The organism is Paenibacillus sp. FSL R5-0912 (assembly GCF_000758605.1).
Taxonomy (GTDB): Bacteria; Bacillota; Bacilli; order Paenibacillales; family Paenibacillaceae; genus Paenibacillus_AQ.
Genome location: NZ_CP009282.1, coordinates 5460587 through 5481715, shown reverse-complemented (window position 1 = coordinate 5481715; position 21129 = coordinate 5460587). Strand labels below are relative to the sequence as shown.

15 protein-coding genes are annotated in these 21129 nt (G+C 51.6%); 9 read left to right on the top strand and 6 right to left on the bottom strand.

The genetic code is table 11. The features are described 5' to 3' along the window. Window positions 1-138 precede the first annotated feature (138 nt). Complete coding sequence (locus R50912_RS23240) at window positions 139-453, top strand: helix-turn-helix domain-containing protein (RefSeq protein ID WP_052415919.1); 315 nt, start codon at window positions 139-141, stop codon at window positions 451-453. Between the two features lie 5 nt (window positions 454-458). After that, window positions 459-1391 (top strand): IS3 family transposase, encoded by a 933-nt coding sequence (locus R50912_RS23235; RefSeq protein WP_081956614.1) that lies wholly within the window; start codon window positions 459-461, stop codon window positions 1389-1391. A gap of 310 nt (window positions 1392-1701) precedes the next feature. On the opposite strand, the gene R50912_RS34475 is transcribed toward R50912_RS23235, so the two are convergent. Beyond that, window positions 1702-7245, bottom strand: a complete 5544-nt coding sequence (locus R50912_RS34475) for a CBM35 domain-containing protein (protein ID WP_156123275.1) — start codon at window positions 7243-7245, stop codon at window positions 1702-1704. A gap of 263 nt (window positions 7246-7508) precedes the next feature. Here R50912_RS34475 and R50912_RS36490 point away from each other — a divergent pair, with 263 nt between their 5' ends. Beyond that, window positions 7509-7646 carry a DUF6442 family protein gene (locus R50912_RS36490; RefSeq protein ID WP_442950528.1) on the top strand — a complete coding sequence of 46 codons (138 nt, stop codon included), beginning with the start codon at window positions 7509-7511 and terminating at the stop codon, window positions 7644-7646. Between the two features lie 43 nt (window positions 7647-7689). Beyond that, complete coding sequence (locus tag R50912_RS23225) at window positions 7690-8466, top strand: NAD-dependent epimerase/dehydratase family protein (RefSeq protein ID WP_042238232.1); 777 nt, start codon at window positions 7690-7692, stop codon at window positions 8464-8466. A 235-nt stretch (window positions 8467-8701) separates the two neighbouring features. Here the strand turns inward: R50912_RS23225 and R50912_RS23220 are convergent, their stop codons facing one another. Further along, window positions 8702-9373 carry an SOS response-associated peptidase gene (locus R50912_RS23220; RefSeq protein ID WP_042238230.1) on the bottom strand — a complete coding sequence of 224 codons (672 nt, stop codon included), beginning with the start codon at window positions 9371-9373 and terminating at the stop codon, window positions 8702-8704. Window positions 9374-9475: 102 nt separating this feature from the next. Then, a complete protein-coding gene (locus R50912_RS23215; RefSeq protein ID WP_197073130.1) occupies window positions 9476-10117 on the bottom strand; it encodes a pectate lyase in 642 nt (213 codons plus the stop codon). Between the two features lie 265 nt (window positions 10118-10382). Between R50912_RS23215 and R50912_RS23210 the strand changes: the two genes are divergently transcribed. Then, window positions 10383-11066, top strand: a complete 684-nt coding sequence (locus tag R50912_RS23210; RefSeq protein ID WP_042238227.1) for a GDSL-type esterase/lipase family protein — start codon at window positions 10383-10385, stop codon at window positions 11064-11066. Window positions 11067-11135: 69 nt separating this feature from the next. Here R50912_RS23210 and R50912_RS23205 read toward each other — a convergent pair whose 3' ends face one another. From R50912_RS23205 to R50912_RS23195, 3 genes are all read right to left on the bottom strand, one after another. Continuing rightward, window positions 11136-12335 carry an MFS transporter gene (locus R50912_RS23205; protein WP_042243046.1) on the bottom strand — a complete coding sequence of 400 codons (1200 nt, stop codon included), beginning with the start codon at window positions 12333-12335 and terminating at the stop codon, window positions 11136-11138. A gap of 89 nt (window positions 12336-12424) precedes the next feature. Further along, on the bottom strand, window positions 12425-13456 hold the full coding sequence (locus tag R50912_RS23200; protein ID WP_042238225.1) for an ROK family protein: 1032 nt from the start codon (window positions 13454-13456) through the stop codon (window positions 12425-12427). A gap of 123 nt (window positions 13457-13579) precedes the next feature. Then, window positions 13580-14413 carry a helix-turn-helix transcriptional regulator gene (locus R50912_RS23195; protein ID WP_042238224.1) on the bottom strand — a complete coding sequence of 278 codons (834 nt, stop codon included), beginning with the start codon at window positions 14411-14413 and terminating at the stop codon, window positions 13580-13582. 176 nt (window positions 14414-14589) lie between these two features. On the opposite strand from R50912_RS23195, the gene R50912_RS23190 reads away from it, so the two are divergent. The 4 genes from R50912_RS23190 (at window position 14590) to treP (ending at window position 21074) form a co-directional block, all read left to right on the top strand. Further along, window positions 14590-15249: a ThuA domain-containing protein gene (locus R50912_RS23190; RefSeq protein ID WP_042238223.1), complete on the top strand. Its 660-nt coding sequence runs from the start codon at window positions 14590-14592 to the stop codon at window positions 15247-15249. Window positions 15250-15272: 23 nt separating this feature from the next. Beyond that, window positions 15273-16376 (top strand): Gfo/Idh/MocA family protein, encoded by a 1104-nt coding sequence (locus R50912_RS23185; protein WP_197072961.1) that lies wholly within the window; start codon window positions 15273-15275, stop codon window positions 16374-16376. Between the two features lie 985 nt (window positions 16377-17361). Beyond that, window positions 17362-19074, top strand: a complete 1713-nt coding sequence (treC, locus tag R50912_RS23175; RefSeq protein WP_442950491.1) for an alpha,alpha-phosphotrehalase — start codon at window positions 17362-17364, stop codon at window positions 19072-19074. Window positions 19075-19085: 11 nt separating this feature from the next. Beyond that, a complete protein-coding gene (treP, locus tag R50912_RS23170) occupies window positions 19086-21074 on the top strand; it encodes a PTS system trehalose-specific EIIBC component (protein WP_042238220.1) in 1989 nt (662 codons plus the stop codon). Window positions 21075-21129 lie beyond the last annotated feature (55 nt).

Here is a 21129-nt window from a genome sequence, read left to right as displayed (position 1 = left end):
CAGGGCCAACTGTATGCGAAAAACCGAACACAATGTGCTACAGCGAAGGTATCAGGGCCAAATCTCCACAGCCCCCTAAAGAAGTTGGAGTCCTCCCCCACAAAAATGTAGACTAGATACAGGAGGAGGATGAACGGAATGGGACACTTAACAGGAACAAGAGAGAAGGCAGCGCAAGAGGTGTTGTCTGGCATTAAGGCGGCGGTGGTTGCCCGAAAGTATGGGGTGACTCCATCAACGGTGAATCAGTGGGTGAGGGATTACCGGGAAGCCCATGGGGAGCAAGATCATCCGTATCCCCAGGACCAGGTGGAGGAACGGAAGCGCCTGCTGGACGTCGAGCAGAAATATGAGAAGGCCGTCAAGATGCTCGGTGAAAAGGAGTTAGAGATTGAGATTCTGCGTGAACTGCTAAAAAAGCCAACCCCTGCTTATCCGAAAAAATCGAGGTAGCCGATATGTTCATTAAGCAGGGGAATACCGCAGCCTTGGTGCTCCGTCTCGTGGGGCTAGCAGAGTCTACGTACTACGACCGTAAGAAACGCAAGAAGCAGGAGGCACAGGCCGTCCCCCAGGGGCGTGGAAGACCCCTACCCGGCTACTCCCTGACCGAGTCGGGAGAGAAGATTAGCGACGAGCAGATCCAGGAAATGCTCCTGGAACTGGTCGCTGGAGAAGAGCACGTGTACGGGTACAAACTGCTGGCCAAGTGCTTGTGGAACCAGCACGGGCTGAGGCTCAACCACAAGAAAAGCTACCGGCTGTGTCAGGCGCTGGAGATCCTGCAGCCCCAGCGTCAGAAGCGCTTTAAGCATCCCCGGAAGCTGCCGGAGAACCGAGTCATTACCGGAGCGGGCCAGCTCTGGCAGATGGACATTAAATACGGGTATGTGGCGGGCCGGGACCGGCATTTCTTCGTCCTGAGCATTATCGATGTGTTTACCCGGGTTATCGTCGGGTATCACCGAGGATCGTCGTGTGAGGCCAAGCACGCCTGCCAGACGCTGGGACGCGCCATGGAGCAACACTGCGCCCCTGGCAGCGCGCGCCCGGTGATCCGCACCGACAACGGCCCCCAGTTCATCAGCCATCTGTTTGGCGACATGTGTGAAAGCTGGGAGATGACCCATGAACGCATTCCGCCTCGAACGCCGGATTTAAATGCTTTTATTGAATCGTTCCACAGCAATATCGATCGGGATTTGTTCCGCAAAGAGGCCTTCGACACGTTCGAAGAGGCCTATGAAGCCGTGGACCGGTACATGGACTTTTACAATAACCGCAGAATGCATACGAGTCTTCGCAACATGCCGCCAGCTACCTTTGCGGAGTGGGTGCTGACCCTAGAAGACCAGTCCTGCTTCTTCTGGCCGAGAGAAAAAGCGAAATAAAGAGCAAGGCTACGACAAGTACCGATTTTATACGGAGGACTCCGGGATAAGGGGGTCGCACCGAAATGTAAGCGAAAAACCGAATACAATGTGCTACAGCGAAGGTAACTAGACCAAATGTAAGCGAAAAACCGAACACAATGTGCTTAAACGAGGGTAAACGGGCCAAATGGAAGGTCGCTGTACAGCCCGAATAAGCTACAGGTGAATAATTACAGGGTAAACAAAAGGCGCTTCCCCGGACAATGTTCCAGGGAAGCGCCTTGTTTATGCCTTGCAGCAGAACCGGTAATATCCGCCTCTCATTTCCTTACTTCAAATAATTCAGCAGAAGCTGTGCAGCTTCTGCACGGGTGGCAGCAGCCTTTGGAGCAAAGGTCCCGTCCGCCCGTCCGTTCACGAAGCCCAGTGAAGCGGCTGAGGCTACCTGTTCTGCTGCCCAGCCGGAGATCTCCGCTGCATCCTTCATAGAAGTGATGTCTACAGCGGCCGGGATTGCACCTGCACCATGCTGGAGCTTGTAAGCCCGCATCAGAATGACGGTCATCTCTTCACGGCTGATCTCTGCATTCGGCTGGAAGGACACCGGACTCCGTCCGGCAATCAGCCCTGCCTGCACCATGCCGGAAAGAGCATCCCTGTACCAGGCATCTTGCGGAACATCAGCGAATGCGATGCTGCCACTGCTGGCGCCGTTCCCGCTGATGTTCCCGCTGGCACCGCTACTATCGTTCCCGCTGGCACCGCTACTATCGTTCCCGCTGTTGCTGCCAACGTTTCCGCTGCCACCGCCACCGCTGTTGCCGCCGCCCAGTTGCAGCGCACCGGACATCAACTGCACGAATTCAGCCCGGGTAATGTTCCGTCCAGGCTGGTAAGCCTGCTCCGTCACTCCCCGGATCAGATGTTTCGCAGACAGCTCATGCAAGGCTTCGAAGGCCCAGTGTGTAAGCGGAACATCACTGAATTGCTTGGAATACTCCAGCAGCGCGTACGTACCGCTGCCGTCAAGAAGTCCCTTCAGCCCGCCCGCTTCGGCTGCCCCGCCCAGATAAGTGAGTGTACCGTCACTGCTCACACGGTACAGGCCAAGCAGCCTCGAATCAAGCCCATCCGCTGGCCAGCTGACGCTTACCGGAACCGGATAATCCTCCAGATGGAGCGCTGTCCCGTCTGCGCTTACCAGACTCAGGTCATAATCCATCAGCTTGCCTTTCAGCGCTACGCCAGCTTCTGTCTTCAGCTTCGCAGCTTCTAATATCTTAGGCTGCACCTTCAGCACAATCTTAGCGCCGCTGCTCCCAGCAGCAGGCACGGCTTTGGCCAGCTGCTTCAGCAGCTCCGGCGCCAGCACAAGCTCTATTCCGTCTCCCTGTACACGGAGGGAATGGGTTCCCAGCAGCGTCCCGGCATTCACCGGAAGCTCAACCGCCGCCGCTTGCCCTACCTGGACAGTAACTACACCGTTCACCGCTGGACTGCTCAACTGAGCGGCAGTAATGACTGCAGCCGAAGGACCCGGCGTTGCGGTAGGCTGTGGTGTTGCCGCAGGCTTCGCCGTAGATGACGGCGGACTGGTTGTCACCGGCGGGTCCGTTGGTGTCACCGGAGGATCTGTTGGCGTTACCGGCTGACGGCTGACAGTCAGCTCAATCGTCTCTGTAGGGACCGCATCCACATAAGCATACTCCCCGATCATACGGGTGTTCATAACCTCAACCTTGTATGCCCCCGCATCAGATATAGCGGCCTTATCCAGTGTCAGACTGCTGCTGGCGGCACCGTTCAGGACAAGGTCGTCCTTCAGCCAGCGGTAGCTCAGCTCTCCATACACAGAATGGGCTACAACGTTAAAGGTAACGGAATCCCCTTCCTTTACCGGATTTACACTTGCCGTGAACGACTGGATCACCGGAATTTCATGTGCCGGATAGACCTTGAGCACCAGCTCTGTTCCGGTGATACGTTCCGGATGCACCTCCGATTTGCCGGTCAGCACAACTCGGTAAGCTGTCCCGTTCTCTTCCATTCCCGGTGTGAAACGGTATACTGCACCGGTAACACTCGTTAGCGGCAGCCAATCGACGCTGTCTGGCCGCTTCATTTCCCAGCCGATAGACTCCACGTCACCTGTTGCATCAACAAGCAGCGTCAAGGGTTCGCCCTCAACGGCGTCCATCGCAGAAGGTAAATCTACCGCGAAGGCAGGGGTAATCCACTCTACTGCAGCCGGGAGCACTTGCAATATATATTCCTGCTCGCCGGTTAAGCCGCTATCGTCTGCCACAACCGCCTTATAGCGGTAGCCGCTCATTGCTTCCGTCAACGCCGCCAGCGTCAGGCTATCACCCGAACCGACCGGCTCGCCATAACCATAGCCATCGCCCTTGTCGAGGTACCAGGTGAAGGAGAGTGTTCCTTCACCTTTACCAGCGGCGCGGAGCATACCGTCCTGCCCCGCCCGCATCAAGCCCTCACTGACAATCTGTACCTCCGGCGCCTTTTGGGTCCATTTCGCCGTCAGCGTCATTACACCCGGCACGGTCTGATTGGCAAAATTCCATTTTTCTGAATCGTTGTACCAGCCCTCCAGCACATAGCCTTTATTCATTACGGCCGGAGCAGTTAACTGTTCGCCGTATGCAGCCTGAACGACTGTCTGTGCCGGACTTCCGCCATTTGCGTCAAAAGTAATATCATAGCGCCCGTTCAGCTCGGTCAGAGCACTAATTTCACTATTGCTGAGGTTGCGGACTTCAATTTTCATCCGCTGGTTATCCTTTGCCTGATCATCCGCTACTCTCACTGCTGCACCGTCACTCTTTGACGCTCCTTCTACAGTGATTACCTTATTATTGCTTTTGTTAACGATCTTGTAGTAATCTCCGTCTTTCTCCAGCTTCCACTGCTGTGTATCCGGTATCGTTCCGGAAGCTTTCGTATTCTGACACAGCTGCTGGATTGCTGAACCGGGAAGAATATCGAGCACGTGGCCGCTTTGGACCGATTGGATCTGATAATAGCCTGTACCGAGATCCAGGAATCTCCACAGCTGATTGTTGCCGTCGCCATTCGACCACTGGTTAATCACCGCTAATGGATCGCTGGACACTCTGTCCACATCTAATGCTTTTCCACTGTGCTTGGGCTGGATTTTGACCATTTTCTCCGGGATGATCTTCCCCGCAATCGAGCTCATGAATCCGCCGCTCGTCTTATCAATCGTGAGACTGTCGACATTGAATCTGCCGGTATCTCCTTGTTCGCGGATGAATTCAATCGTATTCTTACCGGCTATGAGATTTAAGGACTCCGTACTGTTAGCCCAGACATCCCAATTCGCTGTCGGAGTTAAGGACACTTGCTTGATTCTCTGTCCGTTAACCACCATCGACATGGTGATATTCGAGCTTTGTACACCGGAATACCGCAAAGTCGATGTATAATCAGCCGTATTAGGGACATTTACTTCAAACTTCAGCGTGTCCCCGGTCTGCTCAAATCCGCCTACGAACCCGTTGCCCTCATACCATAAATGATCCCTGACTACCTTGAGGCTTCCTTGCCGGGTGGCATCTTCGGCCTGGTACCTCCACGGAGTACGCTTGTTAAGATGAATACTGTCCATATTTAGCATGCCGGAGTTTCCTGTTTCATTCTTATAAGTAATCGTGTTTTTACCCGCCTTCAGGCTTAACGTGTCAAGCTGCTCCTTCCAGGCCGTAAGTCCGCCGGTAGAAGGGAGGGTAATATTCTTAATCTTCGTGCCGTTCAAATACAGGCTATAGGTTGAACCTGCAGCTTCTTTGGCATATCTCAGCTTCACATCATAGGATGCCGCATTCTCAACATTTACCGCGAACTCTACGGACGAACCCGCTTTGGACAGCCCGGTAACATAACCGGTTCCCAGATTTCCGTCTTTGGCGTAAACAACTGCAGCATCGTTCCCGCCAGCCAGCTTGGCATCTTCAGCTCCATAATGCCAGGTAGTTGCTTCCGTTACGGTTATAAAGTCCAGATTGACGTTGCCGGTGTCGCCTTCGTCATATTTATATGTGATCGTATTTTCCCCTTCTTGAAGGAAAACATTGTCATAGCGGTCGGCCCAGCGGTCCCAGCTTTTTAGGCTGAAGAAATCGACCTGCTTAAGCTTTTGCCCGTTCACATACATAGTCAGCGTCCGGTCATCGTTGAATCCCAGGCTGTAGCCCAGCTTAACCGAATAGCTGCCGGCAGCAGCGGCATTTACCTTGAAGGTAACTGCAGAGCTAGAGGTCCAGAGCCCTCCGGCAAATCCCGTTCCGCTGTAACCCGGATGATCTGCATCAGCCTTTGCATTTCCGGACAGTATGGCATTTTCTGCTTCATACAAGGTGCTGCGCTTGATAATCATGGCATCCAGAGCCAAAGCACTCTTGCCGGACAGGCGGATTGTGTTGCTTCCGGCGTTAAGCGGAAGGTTATAAACGGATTTCAGATCGAAATTCGCCTCAAATCCGGCATTCGAAGGGAAGGACAGATCGCGGGTTGCTCCCCCGTTAACGCCTAATTTCATAGTAACCGGATTCGCCGTATTATTGTTGTATCGGAAATCCAGCGAGTAGGTCCCGCCAGCGGTAGTGTTAACTGTAAATTCTATATAGTCATTAGCGCTGCTGTTATTGTATTTTTCGTATACGCCGCCCGAAGCATAAGCGGTTGCTCCGGAAATTCTTGCTACTCCCGACAGCTTTGCCTCCTCGGCTTCATAGATTTCGCTTCTCTCTTCTCCGGAAGGTCTGTTCAGGACTGTGCCGGGATTGGAAGGAATGCCAAGATTGATGAAATCATTATCATCCCAATGGATCCGCTGCGCTCTGATTCCTCTGTTCCCGCCGCCTTGCCCGTGGGTCGGTATCCCGTGATACAGAATCCAATCCTCGCTGTCGTCTTCGGACTTCAGGAACAGGGGAGAGCCGGGGCCATACGAGCTGTTCTCGTCCGATCTTTTCATCGCAGGCTCAGGATATTTGACCCATGAATCCGCATTCATCACATCCGAGGATGCATCCGCAACGGATACGCCTACCGCATAGTTATCATTCATGAAGCTGCTGGCCGAGTAGGCAAAATAGATTTTACCGTTTCTTTCGACTACCGCAGCGCCTTCGTTGATATTATCGTTTTTCTTTTCCCAATCATATTCCGGTTTGGCCACCGTGCCTTCCGGCCCCTCCAGGGTCCACGGGTTCTTCATTTTGACAATCGTCGGACTCTCATCGAATTTCGTATTATCCGGATTCTGCGGGTCCTTGAAATAATAGTATTTGGTATAGGTGAAGTAGGGTTCCCCTTTAATGGAGACTACGCCGCAGGCCAAACCATATCCCTGCGTGTTCAGCAGCCCCTGCTTGACCGTAACCTGCCCGTTGCTGTCTTCATTGGCGGATTCGCCCTTCAGCTCCCAGGTTCCTTCAAAAGGATCGGGTGATGCGTTCTCCAGAACATAGGAGCTTGGATGCCCATATCCGAAGCTGTTCTCCGGGCCGGAAGAGAAATACAGATACCACTTGCCGTCCAGCCGGTAGATATAAGGACCCCACACATAGCCGAAGTTATCGGGTTTCTTCCAGACCACTTTGCTTTTGGCCGTAGATACGCCGAGAATGGTTTCATGCCTCTTCAAGGTGATGTTATTATCGCCTGAAGATGCAGAATAGTAATAACCGTCAGCAGCCCTAGCCACGGTAGGATCAGCACCGCCCATCAGCGGGTTAACGTAATTAGATGTTACATCCGCGTAAGAGATGCCTGACAGCAGTAATGAAAGTATCAACACCAGGGGGAGCAGCTTTAAGCTTTTTTTCCTCATATGAATCTCCTTTTCTAAGCAATTTCTGATCATTTTGACAATAAATATGTTCACTTGCCCTCCTCCGCAAAGATATGAACCCCGCTTTTCTTGAAACCGCTTACCATTAATTGCAGCGCTTCGCATCCATTATAAAATAAGAGCGGAACTGTTTTTCCGCATCATGTTTTGCGATATTTTGAGGGATTGGCTGAGCCGGAGAGGGGGCGGGGACCGGAACACGGTTTTCTTGCTATATTTTTGGCTTTCTTATGTTATTTTGACTGGTCTTTATTGTAAAATTTGTTCTTAATAGAGGCAGGAAATTTGGAGTCCTGGGTATGCTGATTATTTTTAGCATCCTGGCTGTTTATAATTTATACGATAATCATCAAGTGACGAATACTGCATTAGTACTGTAAAATTCAAGCTGTTTGTAATCTTTTCCCCAGGGGCATGGGATGAATGAAACGCAAACTTTTACTGACCGGAGCGGCTGGAAGAATCGGCAATGCACTCTTCAAAGGGCTGAACGAGGACAGCAGATACGAGGTTACCGGAGCGGATATAGAAGCGGATGAAGAGCAAGGAATCGTTCAACTGGACATTAATGATGAAGCACGGCTGGCGGAGCTTACTAAGGATGTCGATACGGTGCTCCACTTTGCCTGGATTAAGGATGAAGACGATTTCCTCGGTAAAGTGCTTCAGGGGAATGTAGCGGGTGCATATAAGTTATTTGAGGCAGCTGTGCAGAATGGGGTACGGCGCATTATATTCGCCAGCTCCAATCATGCGACCGGCTATTATAAGTCGGATGAGACAACGGGACCTTCAGACCCTTACCGGCCGGACAGCTTCTATGGATTAAGCAAATGTTATATCGAGCTGCTCGGCCGTCTGTACTCGGATCAAGGCAAGATTTCTTCACTGAATATCCGGATTGGCAACTTCCCCGGGGATGACCGGCCCCATTCGGAGCGGGCAGGGCATATCTGGATCTCGGAGCGTGATTTGCTGCAGCTGGTCAACTGCTGTATCCAGGCGGATGAGGAACTGCAATATTTGAATCTGTACGGGACCTCGGCGAATAGTGACAACTATTATACCATCGGTTACCTGGAGGAGCTGATCGGATACAAGCCTCAGGATGATGCGGCGGAGCTACTCGAACAGGCGAAGGCGGAGGGCCGGGAAATACGCAAGGATGAAACCGAATATCAGGGCGGGCAGCAGGAGTAGGAAGCAGCGCAACCCGCAATTTCTGTTACCTGTATATAAAGAAGGCATGCGAAGATTATCTTTCGTGTGCTTTTTTTGTGCAAGCCATATAAATACCGATGTATATAAATAAAAAGCTGAAACCCATCCCGAGTAAAGGTTCTTGCTTTTAAATAAAGGATCTAAATCTTCAATGGTTTCTTTTCGTTACAAAACGTAAACAAACCCGTCAGGTATGATCCGACGGGTTTGCTTTTCATCCAATATCCTCAAGCAGATCCTTAGAGTTATTCCGTACATTTCCAACAGCCGAAGGGACTTTATAAGCCCGCATTTTCGCTGCATCGTAAGGCTTCAGCAGTTTTAATAAGGACGCGACATCGTCATTGTCTCTCCCCAGCCAATCAGCTTCATCTTCAGGTCTCAATATAACCGGCATTCGGTCATGAATACCCTCCATCAAACTGTTCGGAGTAGTGGTGATGATAGTGCAGGTGCTTAGTTTCTTTCCTTCTGGATCTTCCCAAGTGTCATACAATCCGGCGAAGGAGAAGAGGCTGCCATCACTCATGAGGATCCGATATGGCTGCTTGCTGGTCCCGTCCTTTTTCCACTCATAAAATCCATCAGCAGGAATGATACAGCGCTTAGATTTAAGCAGCCGTTTAAAGGCAGGTTTTTCGGATACCGTCTCCGCGCGTGCATTGATCATCTTACTGCCGATCTTCTCATCTTTGGCCCAAAACGGTACCAGCCCCCAACGCAGTTCCCCCAAGCGTGTTCCCGCGTCACTGGCAATTACCGCCGGAACATTATGCATAGGAGCTACATTATAATTGGGTTTCAGCGTAGCTAATTTGCTGTCATCGATTAAGTAATGCGTAATTAGTTCTTCCAGGGTGACTGTAATGGTAAAGCGTCCACACATATAATCAACCTCCTCATCCAATTATAGCGCTTGGCTTCTATGGATAGAGGAGGTAAGTGTTGGATTGATTATTCGGTTGTACTTATGCCAGCTTACTTCACCTTAATATTGGGTGTTGCCCGACTGGCTGGTTTTACCTGAGGCGAAGCCCTTAAACAGGGTGGGTACATTGTGATAGCGGGTGTTGGTGATTTTTGCGGCGCTGTTGCTGCTGTCTGTACGGAAGATGGAATCCTTGACATTCGAGATGTCAGAGCTGTCCAGTGTGAAGTTCACGGCGTAGGAGGTTCCACCGTTCTGGCGGGCCAGCTTGCCGATGTCGTCGGCTCTGAAGTTCTTAATGTTGATTGTGCCCGCAGCGTTTGCCTGGAACACTTTATCGTAAGCTTTATATGCACCTCCACCAGTAATATTGACTGTACCGGAGGCTTTCAGTGTCAATGCATCCTCGCCCACATCCTGCCAGGTCACATTAGAGATTGTAGCGTTTCCATAACAGTGCACCCCGTCTGCGCCGGGAGCACCGATAATTACATTTTTGAGTGTAGCATTCTTCTCCAGCCGGAAGATTGGCTTCTGGTTCTCTGCCTGGCTGCCATCTCCAAGTGTACTGGCATTGGCGATATAAGTCTGGCCATTGCCGTTAAAGGTCTCTCCTGCTGGAACTACAATCGTTGTACTGACAACAATTGGCGTTGCAGCGGATACCTTGGCCGGACTGGCAACATAGAACGAAGACAACATAACAACCGACAGGAGTAAGCCCACAACCTTTTTCAATAATATTCCGCCCTTCAACTGTAGAGTATAGATCCGGTGAACCGGTATCTTGCAGGTGTCCTGACCAGATGTGCACCTCTGCCCGCACCCGATATATAGGATATTCGGAACACGTGTGCATAGAACAAATTAGTTTTACTGAGATCAATTACCATATTTCCGACACAATTTGGAGGGAGCTGTAAGCTCAGTTATAGTGTATAACAATAGTAGAATGGAGGAGATTACATTGACGCAGGAAGACCTTATCCACGAGATTATGAACAATAATATGAGAAAAGAGAAAGAAGAGAAAGTCAAAAAGGTTAAGATTCTGAATACATATGCCAAGAAAGGACAGACCGTAATGGCTGGCTCCTCACTGATGGAGTACTTTCCGGTGAATGAATTACAGCAGACGCTGGAGAAGCAGACGATTATTTACAACCGCGGAATTGCAGGGTATGTAACCAGTGAGCTGTTACATTCCCTGGAGGAATGTATTGTTGAGTTGGAGCCTTCTAAGCTGTTCATTAATATTGGCACCAATGACATCAGCTCAGCAGACGGCGAATATCAAGTCGGGCATCTGCTTGCGAACTATAATGAGATTCTGACGCAGATCGGAGCAAGGCTGCCGGCATGCAAGGTGTATGTCATGGCGTACTATCCGGTGAATGCTAAGGCTGATTTCAGCGGAGTGGATCAAGAGATGAAGGCAGGAATGTTCAGCACCAGAACAAATGCCGCGTTACTCGAAGCCAATGCCGAAGTGGAGAAATTAGCAGCGCAGCATGGATATACGTTCATTAATGTGAATGAAGGGTTGACGGATGAGGAAGGGAATCTGAAGGAAGAGTACACGATGGACGGGATTCATATGTATGCGAATGGGTACATGGTGGTACTTAATAATCTAAAAGAATATCTATAAGCGCCTGACACAATGCAGAGCAGCGGTCCTCCGGAGCAGGAGAGCCGCTGCTTAGTTATACAACTGCCCTCAGATCAGTTCCCCTCTCCGCTTCAAATACACATACAGCACAATTCCCGACACGGAGCAGACCGCAGCACATAACCCGATGAAGCCATAGCCCGCCTGCAGGCCGCGCAGCAGACCAAGCTCGCTTGAACGGCCATAGACCGTCTTAACGAGTTCAATCACCCAGCCGATAATATAGTTCCCGATAACACTGCCGAGACCCATTAGCGTCACTACAAAAGTAATGGCGGTGTCACTCCCGTTAGGATAGCGGCGGGCAATAAAGGCCATGACGGTAGGGTAGATGATCGCGATCCCTGCCCCGGACAAGGCGAACAGAAAAGCCAGGCTTTCCCCGCCGGCCAGCGCTACAAAGGTACAGCCTGCCGAGAACATTGAGAAGATAATCAGCGAGAGCACGAAGCCGATCCGGTCGGTCAGCGGTCCGATTACGAGTCTTCCCAGCGAGAATAGCAGGAAGAAGGCGGACAGCATGCCGGAGGCCTTGACGGTATCCCAGGCGTAGGCTTTTTCCAGAAAATTAACCAGCCAGCCGCCCACGGCGAGCTCGGAGACAACCCCGAAGGACAGGATCATCACCATCATCCAGAGCGCAGGATCGCGCATTAAGGTCTTGAAGGAGGTACGGTCCTCGTGCGGCAGATCATCTCCGGGAAACGTACTGCGCAGCGCCGACACAATCGGCAACAGGCAGAGCGACAGCATCACCAGATACATTCCGCGCCAGTCCAGCATATGTCCAAACACACTTAGTGACATAACCCCGGTGGCCAGTAGCGGCGCTACAGTCGAACTCAGTCCATAGAAGAAGTGGGATAAATTCATCATCATCCCCGTGTTTTTTACAAAAATACGTGCCCCCAGAATCGCCAGGCCAATCTCCAGCATCCCGTTGCCGATGTACATCAGGAAGTAGGAGGAAGCGAATAAAGGGTAGGTATGCGACAGGAAAATCAGTACTCCGGAGAGAACCATAGAACCGAATGAAATAATGCTGACCGCCTTGATGCCCCATTTGCGGACGAGAATAGCAGTGAACGAACAGGCGATCAGGTAGCCCAGCGCATTCAGCGAGAGCAGTGTACCCAGCTGTCCTTCATCCAGATTGAAAGCGAGCTGAATCCGCGGGATTGCAGGTCCTTTAATATTCTCCGAGATCCCGAAGACGACAAAGCCCAGAAAGATCGTTACGAGCTGCATGATATAGATCGTGTTGCGCTTGCCTGTAGAATTGCGTGCTTGAGCCTTCAAAGGGATGCCTCCTGAATGATGATAAAATAATGTTTGGCTTACTTCCGTTCCACCAGCTGGAACCGGTAGGTCAGGCTTTCCATGGTTGTTGTAATCAGTCCTGCCATGTATTCCCGGCGGGTGTCATTCTGGATGATCAGCTCAGGCATATGCTCGGTCGGAATAATCTCCCGGCACCCGCTGCGCAGATCCTCCAGCATCTCTGGGGATATATTGTCACCGGTGACAACGATCGCAGCAGGGTTAATGATGCTGATAATGGATACCAGTGCATGTATAGCCAGCTTGCCGGGATCTCCGCCCTTCTGCAGGAGCTGCAGCTGTTGCTCCCTCGGAATGCCATAAGGCAGGTAAGACACTTCTCCGCTGAAAAAGCTGTTCCCGTTAAGCAATCGTCCATTCACCATAAAGCCGGCCCCCGGGAAATGGTTCTTGGGGAAGGTCAGCACGGCAAAATGTCTCTCCTCATCCGGAAACAGCCGCTGATACAAGCCGTAAACCGTCAGATTCATATCGTTCTCGATAATAATCTCAACCTCTTCATAGCGCTCCTTCAGCAGAATGCCAAGAGGCTGATCTGCGAGCGCCGGAACATCACAGATCCCAATCCGGTCCTGCTGGACTACACCGGGAATGCCGATGCCGACCGCCTGAACATTCGGGTGAACCTCAATAATCTGATCCAGCCAGTCCGTGAGGGTGTCTACGGTAATTTGCTCATGTACCTTATCCGTTTGCTCCAGGATCTCACCATTCAGATTCGCCAGCGCATAGCTAATGGATTGAATCCCGCCCTCCGAACGCACGATCATACAGATCATAAGGGAATAATTGGCGTTGAACTGATATTTCCGTGCCGGTCTGCCTCCGCTGGATTCCTCCCACCCAAGCTCCAGAATCTCCCCGGTCTGAACCAGTTCATTGAGAATGGTGCCGCAGGTGGCTACACTCAGCCGGGTCTGCCCGGCGATGGATGCTTTGGTGCCTGTGCCGGATGTGCGGAGTATATTTTTAACCAGTTCCACGTTTATTTTCTTGACCAGCTGTGTGTTATGAGACGGATTTACCATATCGTAACCTTCCTCCCGGATGATTATAATTCTATTATTAAAAGAGTTGTAATAAGTGTATTGTAGTGACTTCCCGGTAAATAAGCAAGCGATGATTAGCAGAACCGCAGCATTCACTCATGATCAACGCAGTTCACTCGGTGTCCGCTGCTTGACCTGTTTAAATACACGGTTGAAGGTGCGGATGTTGGAGAAACCGCATTCCAGCGCGATATCGAGTATGCTTTTGCCGGTATTCAGCAGCAGCCGCTCGGCCTGGTTGACCCTGATACTATTGAGATAGGCGACGTAGCTCATGCCCGAGATGCTTTTGAAGAAGCGGGAGAAATAGAACAGGCTCATGTTGGCGTGATTGGCTGCGTCGGCCAGGGTGATGGGATGCATGTAATTGACGTCAAGATATTCCAGAACCTCCTGCATGATCTTCATATTCGTAATGCGCCGTTTATCCTTATGAGGATTGACTACTCCCAGCGGCATATGCCGCAGAATCAATGCGCACAGCTCGTGCAAAAGGCCGGTCATCAGCTGCTCGTGATGCGGAGGCTTCAGAAGATGCTCCTGCAGCAGCTCCTGCATAATCGCGGACAGACGCCGGTTAATGACCTCATCCTCCGGTGTAGACGGCCGGTTCTCCCGGAAAGGGGAGGTGAGCTGCAGATTCAGGGGCCAGCCTGCAGGGAAGCCGATCAGCGCCGGGTTAAAGATGACAAGAATAAGCTTCGATGTGTTGTCCTTGCTGTCATAGTAGTGAATATCTCCGCTGCTGCATACGGCCAGATCGCCTGCATGCAGTACCCGTGTCTCCGAGTTGATCCCCATCCGGATTGAGCCTTCCAGTACATAGATGATCTCCAGATCATTATGCCAGTGGGCCAGGAAATCTATATTTTGACACACAAATGCAGTGAAGGGAAAAGCTGTTCCATACGTTCTGTTCTCGTGAAAAGCTCTCATGATATCTCCTGTTCTGATCTTCCGCTATTTAGATTTAAACATAGCAAAAAATGACCATTCATACAAGCAAATTGGCGAGCATCCGCCACCGGTTTGGATTACAATTTCTTCAGGGTATAGACGTGCTATTCATTCCAAAACCAAATTTGATTTCAGGATAAAAAGGAGAACTTGATATGGCGAAGAAGGCATTGATTGTAAAAGGCGGATGGGATGGTCATGAACCGAATGAGGTTGCAGCTATTTTTGCCGGTATTCTGGAGGCTGAAGGGTTCGAGGTAGAGGTGTCGGATACGCTGGACAGCTTCAACAACGCCGAGGCGCTTAAGGAATTGAGCCTGATTGTGCCGGTATGGACAATGGGTGAAATTGCGGGTGAACAGGTGGCATCGGTGCTTGCAGCAGTGGCTTCCGGGGTAGGCATTGCCGGTTGTCACGGCGGGATGTGCGACTCCTTCCGTAACAATACAGAATGGCAATTTTTGACCGGGTCACAGTGGGTGGCTCATCCCTTCAACGACGGAGTGGATTATGAAGTGAATATCGTAAGATCCGGCTCCAGCCCGATTGTGGAAGGCATCCCTGATTTCAAGGTGAAGTCCGAGCAGTATTACCTGCATGTGGATCCGGCGGTTGATGTACTGGCGACAACTACATTTGTGCTGAGTGAAGGCGACCATTCGGCGAACGGTGTGATCACTATGCCTGTGGTTTATACGAAACGCTGGGGCCAGGGCAAGGTATTCTATAATTCGCTTGGACATCATGCGGATATCTTCGATATTCCTGAAGCCAAGGAACTGATGCGTAAAGGCTTCATCTGGGCAGCAAAATAAACCGGGATAAGGTGGGACTCATTGTGCGTAAAGTGAAGGTAGGCATCGTCGGCTGCGGGAATATCAGCGGCATTTATTTTGAGAATTTGACCGGAACCTTTGTGAATACAGAGGTCTACGCCTGTGCTGATCTGGACCCTGAGCGGGCCGCGCAGGCAGCGGAGAAATATGGAGTTCCTCATGTATGGACGACAGAGGAATTGCTGGCTTCGGAAGAGATAGAGATTGTCGTGAATCTGACGACGCCTAATTTCCACTTCGATGTCTGTAAGCAGGCTCTGCTGGCCGGAAAGCATGTGTACGTGGAGAAGCCGCTATCACTGACGCTAGAGAATGGAACCGAGCTTGTTAAGCTGGCAAAAGAAAAGAATCTGTTCGTCGGCTGCGCACCGGACACCTTCCTCGGAGGCGGCCTGCAAACCTGCGCCAAGCTGATAGCGGACGGCTATATCGGAGAGCCGGTTGCTGCAACCGCCTTCATGCTCTGTCATGGTCACGAGAGCTGGCATCCGGACCCTGAGTTCTACTATCAGGCGGGCGGTGGCCCGATGTTTGATATGGGGCCGTATTATCTTACGGCGCTGGTATCCTTGCTTGGCCCGGCGAAGACGGTATGCGGGATCACCAAAACCTCATTCGCATCGCGGACGATCACCAGTGAGAAGAAGTTCGGCAAGGTAGTTGACGTTGAAGTCCCTACACATGTGGCCGGAACCATCGAATTCGCCAGCGGTGCCGTGGCTACGATGATTACGAGCTTCGATGTCTGGCACAGTACGCTGCCACGGATCGAAATCTACGGATCACTAGGCACCTTGATCGTGCCTGATCCGAACACCTTCGGCGGTCCGGTCTTGCTGCGTCCGGCGCACAGCACGGAATTCCAGGAGATTCCGCTGATCTACAATTATGCCGGGAACAGCCGCGGCATTGGCGTAGCGGATATGGCCCGCTGCATCGGGACAGGAGACACCCCGCGCGCTAACGGCGAGCTGGCGAATCATGTCCTAGAGATCATGCATGCGTTCCATACCAGCTCGGACACTAAGCGTTACGCGGAGCTGTCCACCAGCTGCGAGCAGCCGAAGCTGCTGCCGCTGGGTTTGGTTAAGGGGTATTTGGAGTAGTTAATATACGGGTTTGAAAGCAGCGGTCTGTTCCCGGGTTACCAGGGATAGGCCGCTGTTTTTGTGCGTGGTTCATCTACCCCGCTCGCCGCCGCCGCGCCAGCAGTCTGGCCAATCCGCCCCGTACCTCGTCGCTCCAGCAATCCGATTAATCTGCTCCGTACCTCTCCGCGCCAGCAATCTGACTAATCCGCCCCGCAGCTCATCCCGAGCGATCCCGCGCGCCGACCCGATGCTGGCCAATCGAAATAAGTGGAAAAAGAACATTTAATATCTCATCCAATACTAAAAAGAGGATAATAAGTGGAAAAACAACAACTAATTCTGCCGAATATACCTTCCGCAGAGAATGGAGTGAATTAGATGCCCTTTATCCACTTATTGTTAATAATCAGTTTGGTTATTGAAATTTAATTGTACATTTTCCACTTAATTAATACTGGGCTAGAGACAAACCTATCAAAACGGGCCATTACTGCGATAAATGTCCAATTCCCCGCTGCAGATTGCTCACGCACCCTTGATTTAACCAAATATTACTGTTATTTATGCATAACGAGGGACTTTCCAGCGCAATGCGGTCAATCAGTGGCTAAAGCTACTATTACAGTAACTAACACCGCTATTAATGCAGTTACCGCAGTTACCGCTACGCTTCTGTTAACGCAGTTACCGCTACGCTTCTGTTAACGCAGTTACCGCAATCATGGCGTTGCTGCTGCACCCCCCCCCCGATACACATTATCGCCTGTCTTAATATCATTTATCTGTACTGCGCAAACACCAATACTGCACAAACAGCTGTACTTCGCTTACATCCGTACTTCGCTTACCCGTGCTACGCAAACATTTGTCCTACACAAGCTATTGGAGGATTACCCCTATTGACAACCTGTATATACAGGTTTAAACTGTGTGGAGTGTTTGAGCTTGTATATACAAGTTTAATGATTGAAAGACAGCAATTCTTTTGGAGGTGCTTAATTTGACCCAGTCCCGGTATTCAGAATGGTGGCGCCGGTCCACAGTGTATCAGGTGTATCCGAAGAGCTTCAAGGACACGACAGGCAATGGAACAGGCGATATAAGAGGCCTTACTGAGAAATTGGATTATTTGCAGGAGCTTGGGATTGATATCGTCTGGCTGCAGCCGGTCTATGTCTCGCCCCAATATGATAACGGTTACGATGTTGCGGATTATGAGAATATTAACCCTGATTATGGCACGATGGAGGATTTCGATGAGCTGATAGAGGAGCTGCACCGGCGCGGCATGAAGCTGATGACCGATATCGTGGTCAATCATACCTCGACGGAGCATGAATGGTTCAAACATTCGATTTCAGGCAAGGACAACCCGTATCGTAATTATTATATCTGGAAAGACCCGGCACCAGGCGGCGGCCTGCCGAATAACTGGCAATCGAAGTTCGGGGGGCCTGCCTGGCAGTTCGATGAAGCTTCAGGACAATATTATCTTACCTTGTTCGACAAGACTCAGGCCGATCTGAATTGGGAGAATGCAGAGGTCCGCAGAGCGGTTAACGATATGCTGCTGTTCTGGGCACGCAAGGGTGTGGACGGCTTCCGGATGGACGTTATTAATCTAATCTCCAAGGACCAGCAGTTCCCTAATGATGACGGAAGTGTGCCGCCGGGGGATGGACGGAAGTTCTATACAGACGGACCGCGCGTTCATGAATATATCAAAGACATGTATGATGAGGTGTTCGGCCCGTTTGAGCTGGTGACGGTCGGGGAGATGTCCTCCACTACCCTTGCGCATTGTATACGCTACTCGAACCCTGCAGAGCGGGAGTTCTCCATGACCTTCAATTTCCACCATCTGAAGGTGGATTATCCGGACGGCCGGAAGTGGGAGCTGATGCCCTATGATTTCGAGGCATTGAAACGACTGTTCAGTGAGTGGCAGACCGGGATGCAGCAGGGCGGTGGCTGGAATGCTCTATTCTTCAACAATCATGATCAGCCGCGGGCTCTCTCCAGATTCACAGATGATGATGTTTACCGTGAAGCTAGCGCGAAACTCCTGGCTACAACGCTGCATGGTCTTCAAGGAACGCCTTATGTCTATCAGGGCGAGGAGATCGGCATGCCGAATCCGAAGTGGAAGGGCATCGAAGAATTCCGCGATATTGAGTCCCTGAACATGTACCGCATTCTGCAGGAACAGGGCAAGAGCCCGGAAGTGGCCCTCAGCATCCTGCAGGAACGTTCGCGCGACAATTCACGTACGCCGATGCAGTGGGATGACAGCCCAAATGCCGGATTCACCAGCGGTACACCATGGCTGAAGGTCGACGAGCGGTACCGGGACATTAATGTACAGAAGGAGCTGGAGCGGCCGGATTCGATCCTCCATCATTACCGCAAGCTGATTGCGCTGCGCAAAGAGCATGCTGTATTCACCCGAGGCGTATTCCGCAGATTGGATGAAGGTCATCCCGAGGTGTTCGCTTATGCCCGGACAGGGACCGGGGAGACACTTGTGGTGGTCTCGAACTTCAGCAGTAAGGAAATTAGCTTCCGGTTCGAGGACAAGTATTGGGCAGACTTAAGCCAAGCTGGCACGGACAAGCCTCTAATCGGTAATACAGCCGATGCCCCTGCATTAACACAAGAGCTTCAGCTCAGTCCATATGCTTCCTATATGTGGTTAACAACATCTAATACTTAAGGAGTGATGATATGGCTATTGACCGCAAGAATGTAGAGGATATTGTACGGGCGGTTGGGGGCAAGGAGAATATTGAGGTCGCGACGCATTGCGTAACCAGGCTAAGATTCTCGCTCTATGACGAGAGCAAGGTCGATTCAGCAGCACTGGACGCCAATGACCTTGTCAAAGGACAATTTTCCAGCCAAGGCCAGTTCCAGATCGTCATCGGTCCGGGAACCGTTGATAAAGTGTATGACGAAATGATTCAGCTGACCGGCGGTGCCCGTTCTTCTAAGGATGAGGTGAAATCGGCAGCGGCCCGTAAGCAGAATCCTCTGCAGCGGGCGATCAAGACGCTCGCCGATATTTTTATTCCGATCCTTCCGGCCATCGTGACCGCAGGTTTGCTGCTCGGGATCAATAATATACTGACCGGCCCGGGTATCTTCTTCAGCCAGTCGCTGGTAGATGTCTATCCGCAGTGGAAAGATATTGCGGCGATAATCAATACGATTGCCAGTACGGCCTTCACGTTCTTGCCGGCCCTGATCGGCTGGGCGGCAGTGACCCGGTTCGGCGGCAGTCCGCTGCTCGGGATTGTGCTCGGACTCATTCTCGTTCATCCGGATTTATTAAGTGCCTACGGTTATGCCAGTGCTTCCACGGAAGGAACAGTTCCGACCTGGAATTTGTTCGGCTGGCATCTGGAGAAAATCGGTTATCAGGGTCAGGTATTGCCGGTGCTGGTCTCGGCCTATATTCTGGCCGGCATTGAGAAGTTCCTGAACAAGAGGGTACATGACTCGATGAAGCTGCTGGTTGTTGCGCCAGTGACTCTGCTGATTACAGGTTTTCTGGCGTTCACAATCATTGGACCGGTTACCTTCGGCATAGCCAATGCGATCACTTCCGGACTGGTCTACGTGTTCGATCATTTCGCGATTCTAGGCGGCTTAATCTATGGCGGATTCTATGCGCTGCTGGTCATCACGGGGATGCATCATACCTTCCTGGCCGTTGACGTTCAGCTTATCGGCAGTGAAGGCGGCACATTCCTCTGGCCGATGCTCGCTCTCTCCAACATTGCACAGGGGGCTGCGGCACTGGCGATGATGTTCGTCATCAAAGAACAGAAGACCAAGGGACTTGCGGTGACGTCATCGATCTCTGCCTTCCTCGGAGTTACGGAACCTGCGATCTTCGGGGTCAATATCCGCTACCGCTATCCGTTCATCTTCGGGATGATCGGCTCTGCACTGGGTGGGGTTCTGCTCACGATTAACCAGGTCCGCGCCTCTTCCATTGGCGTTGGCGGGGTTCCCGGCTTCCTGTCCATCTTCCCGAACCAGTGGGGTGTATTCTTCGTGGGTATGGCGATTGTGCTGATCGTACCGTTTGTGGCTACTGTGCTATATGGCCGTTCCGTCGTCGGCCGTGCCGAGAAGAGTTCAGGGGCAGCAGCAGCTGCAACCGCACCAACAACGCTCAGCCCCCCGGCTGGAAAAGATGAACTCAGCCGCCGCCGGTCCGTTCAAGGCTCACAGGAGCCGGTGAACATATTAGAGCTGGCTGCACCGCTCAACGGGACGGCAGTACCGCTTGCGCAGGTACCCGATCCTGCTTTTGCCGAGGGGCAGATGGGTCAGGGGGTTGCGATTGAACCCTCCGAAGGGAAAGTATATGCACCGTTTGATGCGACAGTCGCCCATGTAATCAAGAGCAAACATGCGCTTATACTGGAGCATGCCAGCGGCGTGCAGGTACTTATCCACGTAGGGATTAATACGGTGTCGCTCAAGGGCAGCGGGTTCACCCAGCTTAAGAATATTGGCGATAAGGTGAAGGCCGGCGAGCTTCTGCTGGAATTCGATATGGATGCTATCCGTGCAGCCGGTTACCCGGTGATTACCCCTATCATCATTCCTGCGGGGCAGGAGATGGTGGAGAAGATTGAGGAGAAGATAGGACCAGCGGCGGCGAAGCAGACCAGTATTCTGACTATTCATCTTAAGGGTTGACCGGACCCGCCCCCGAATTGAATCCATGCGTCCAGAGCCATGGCGTGATACAATA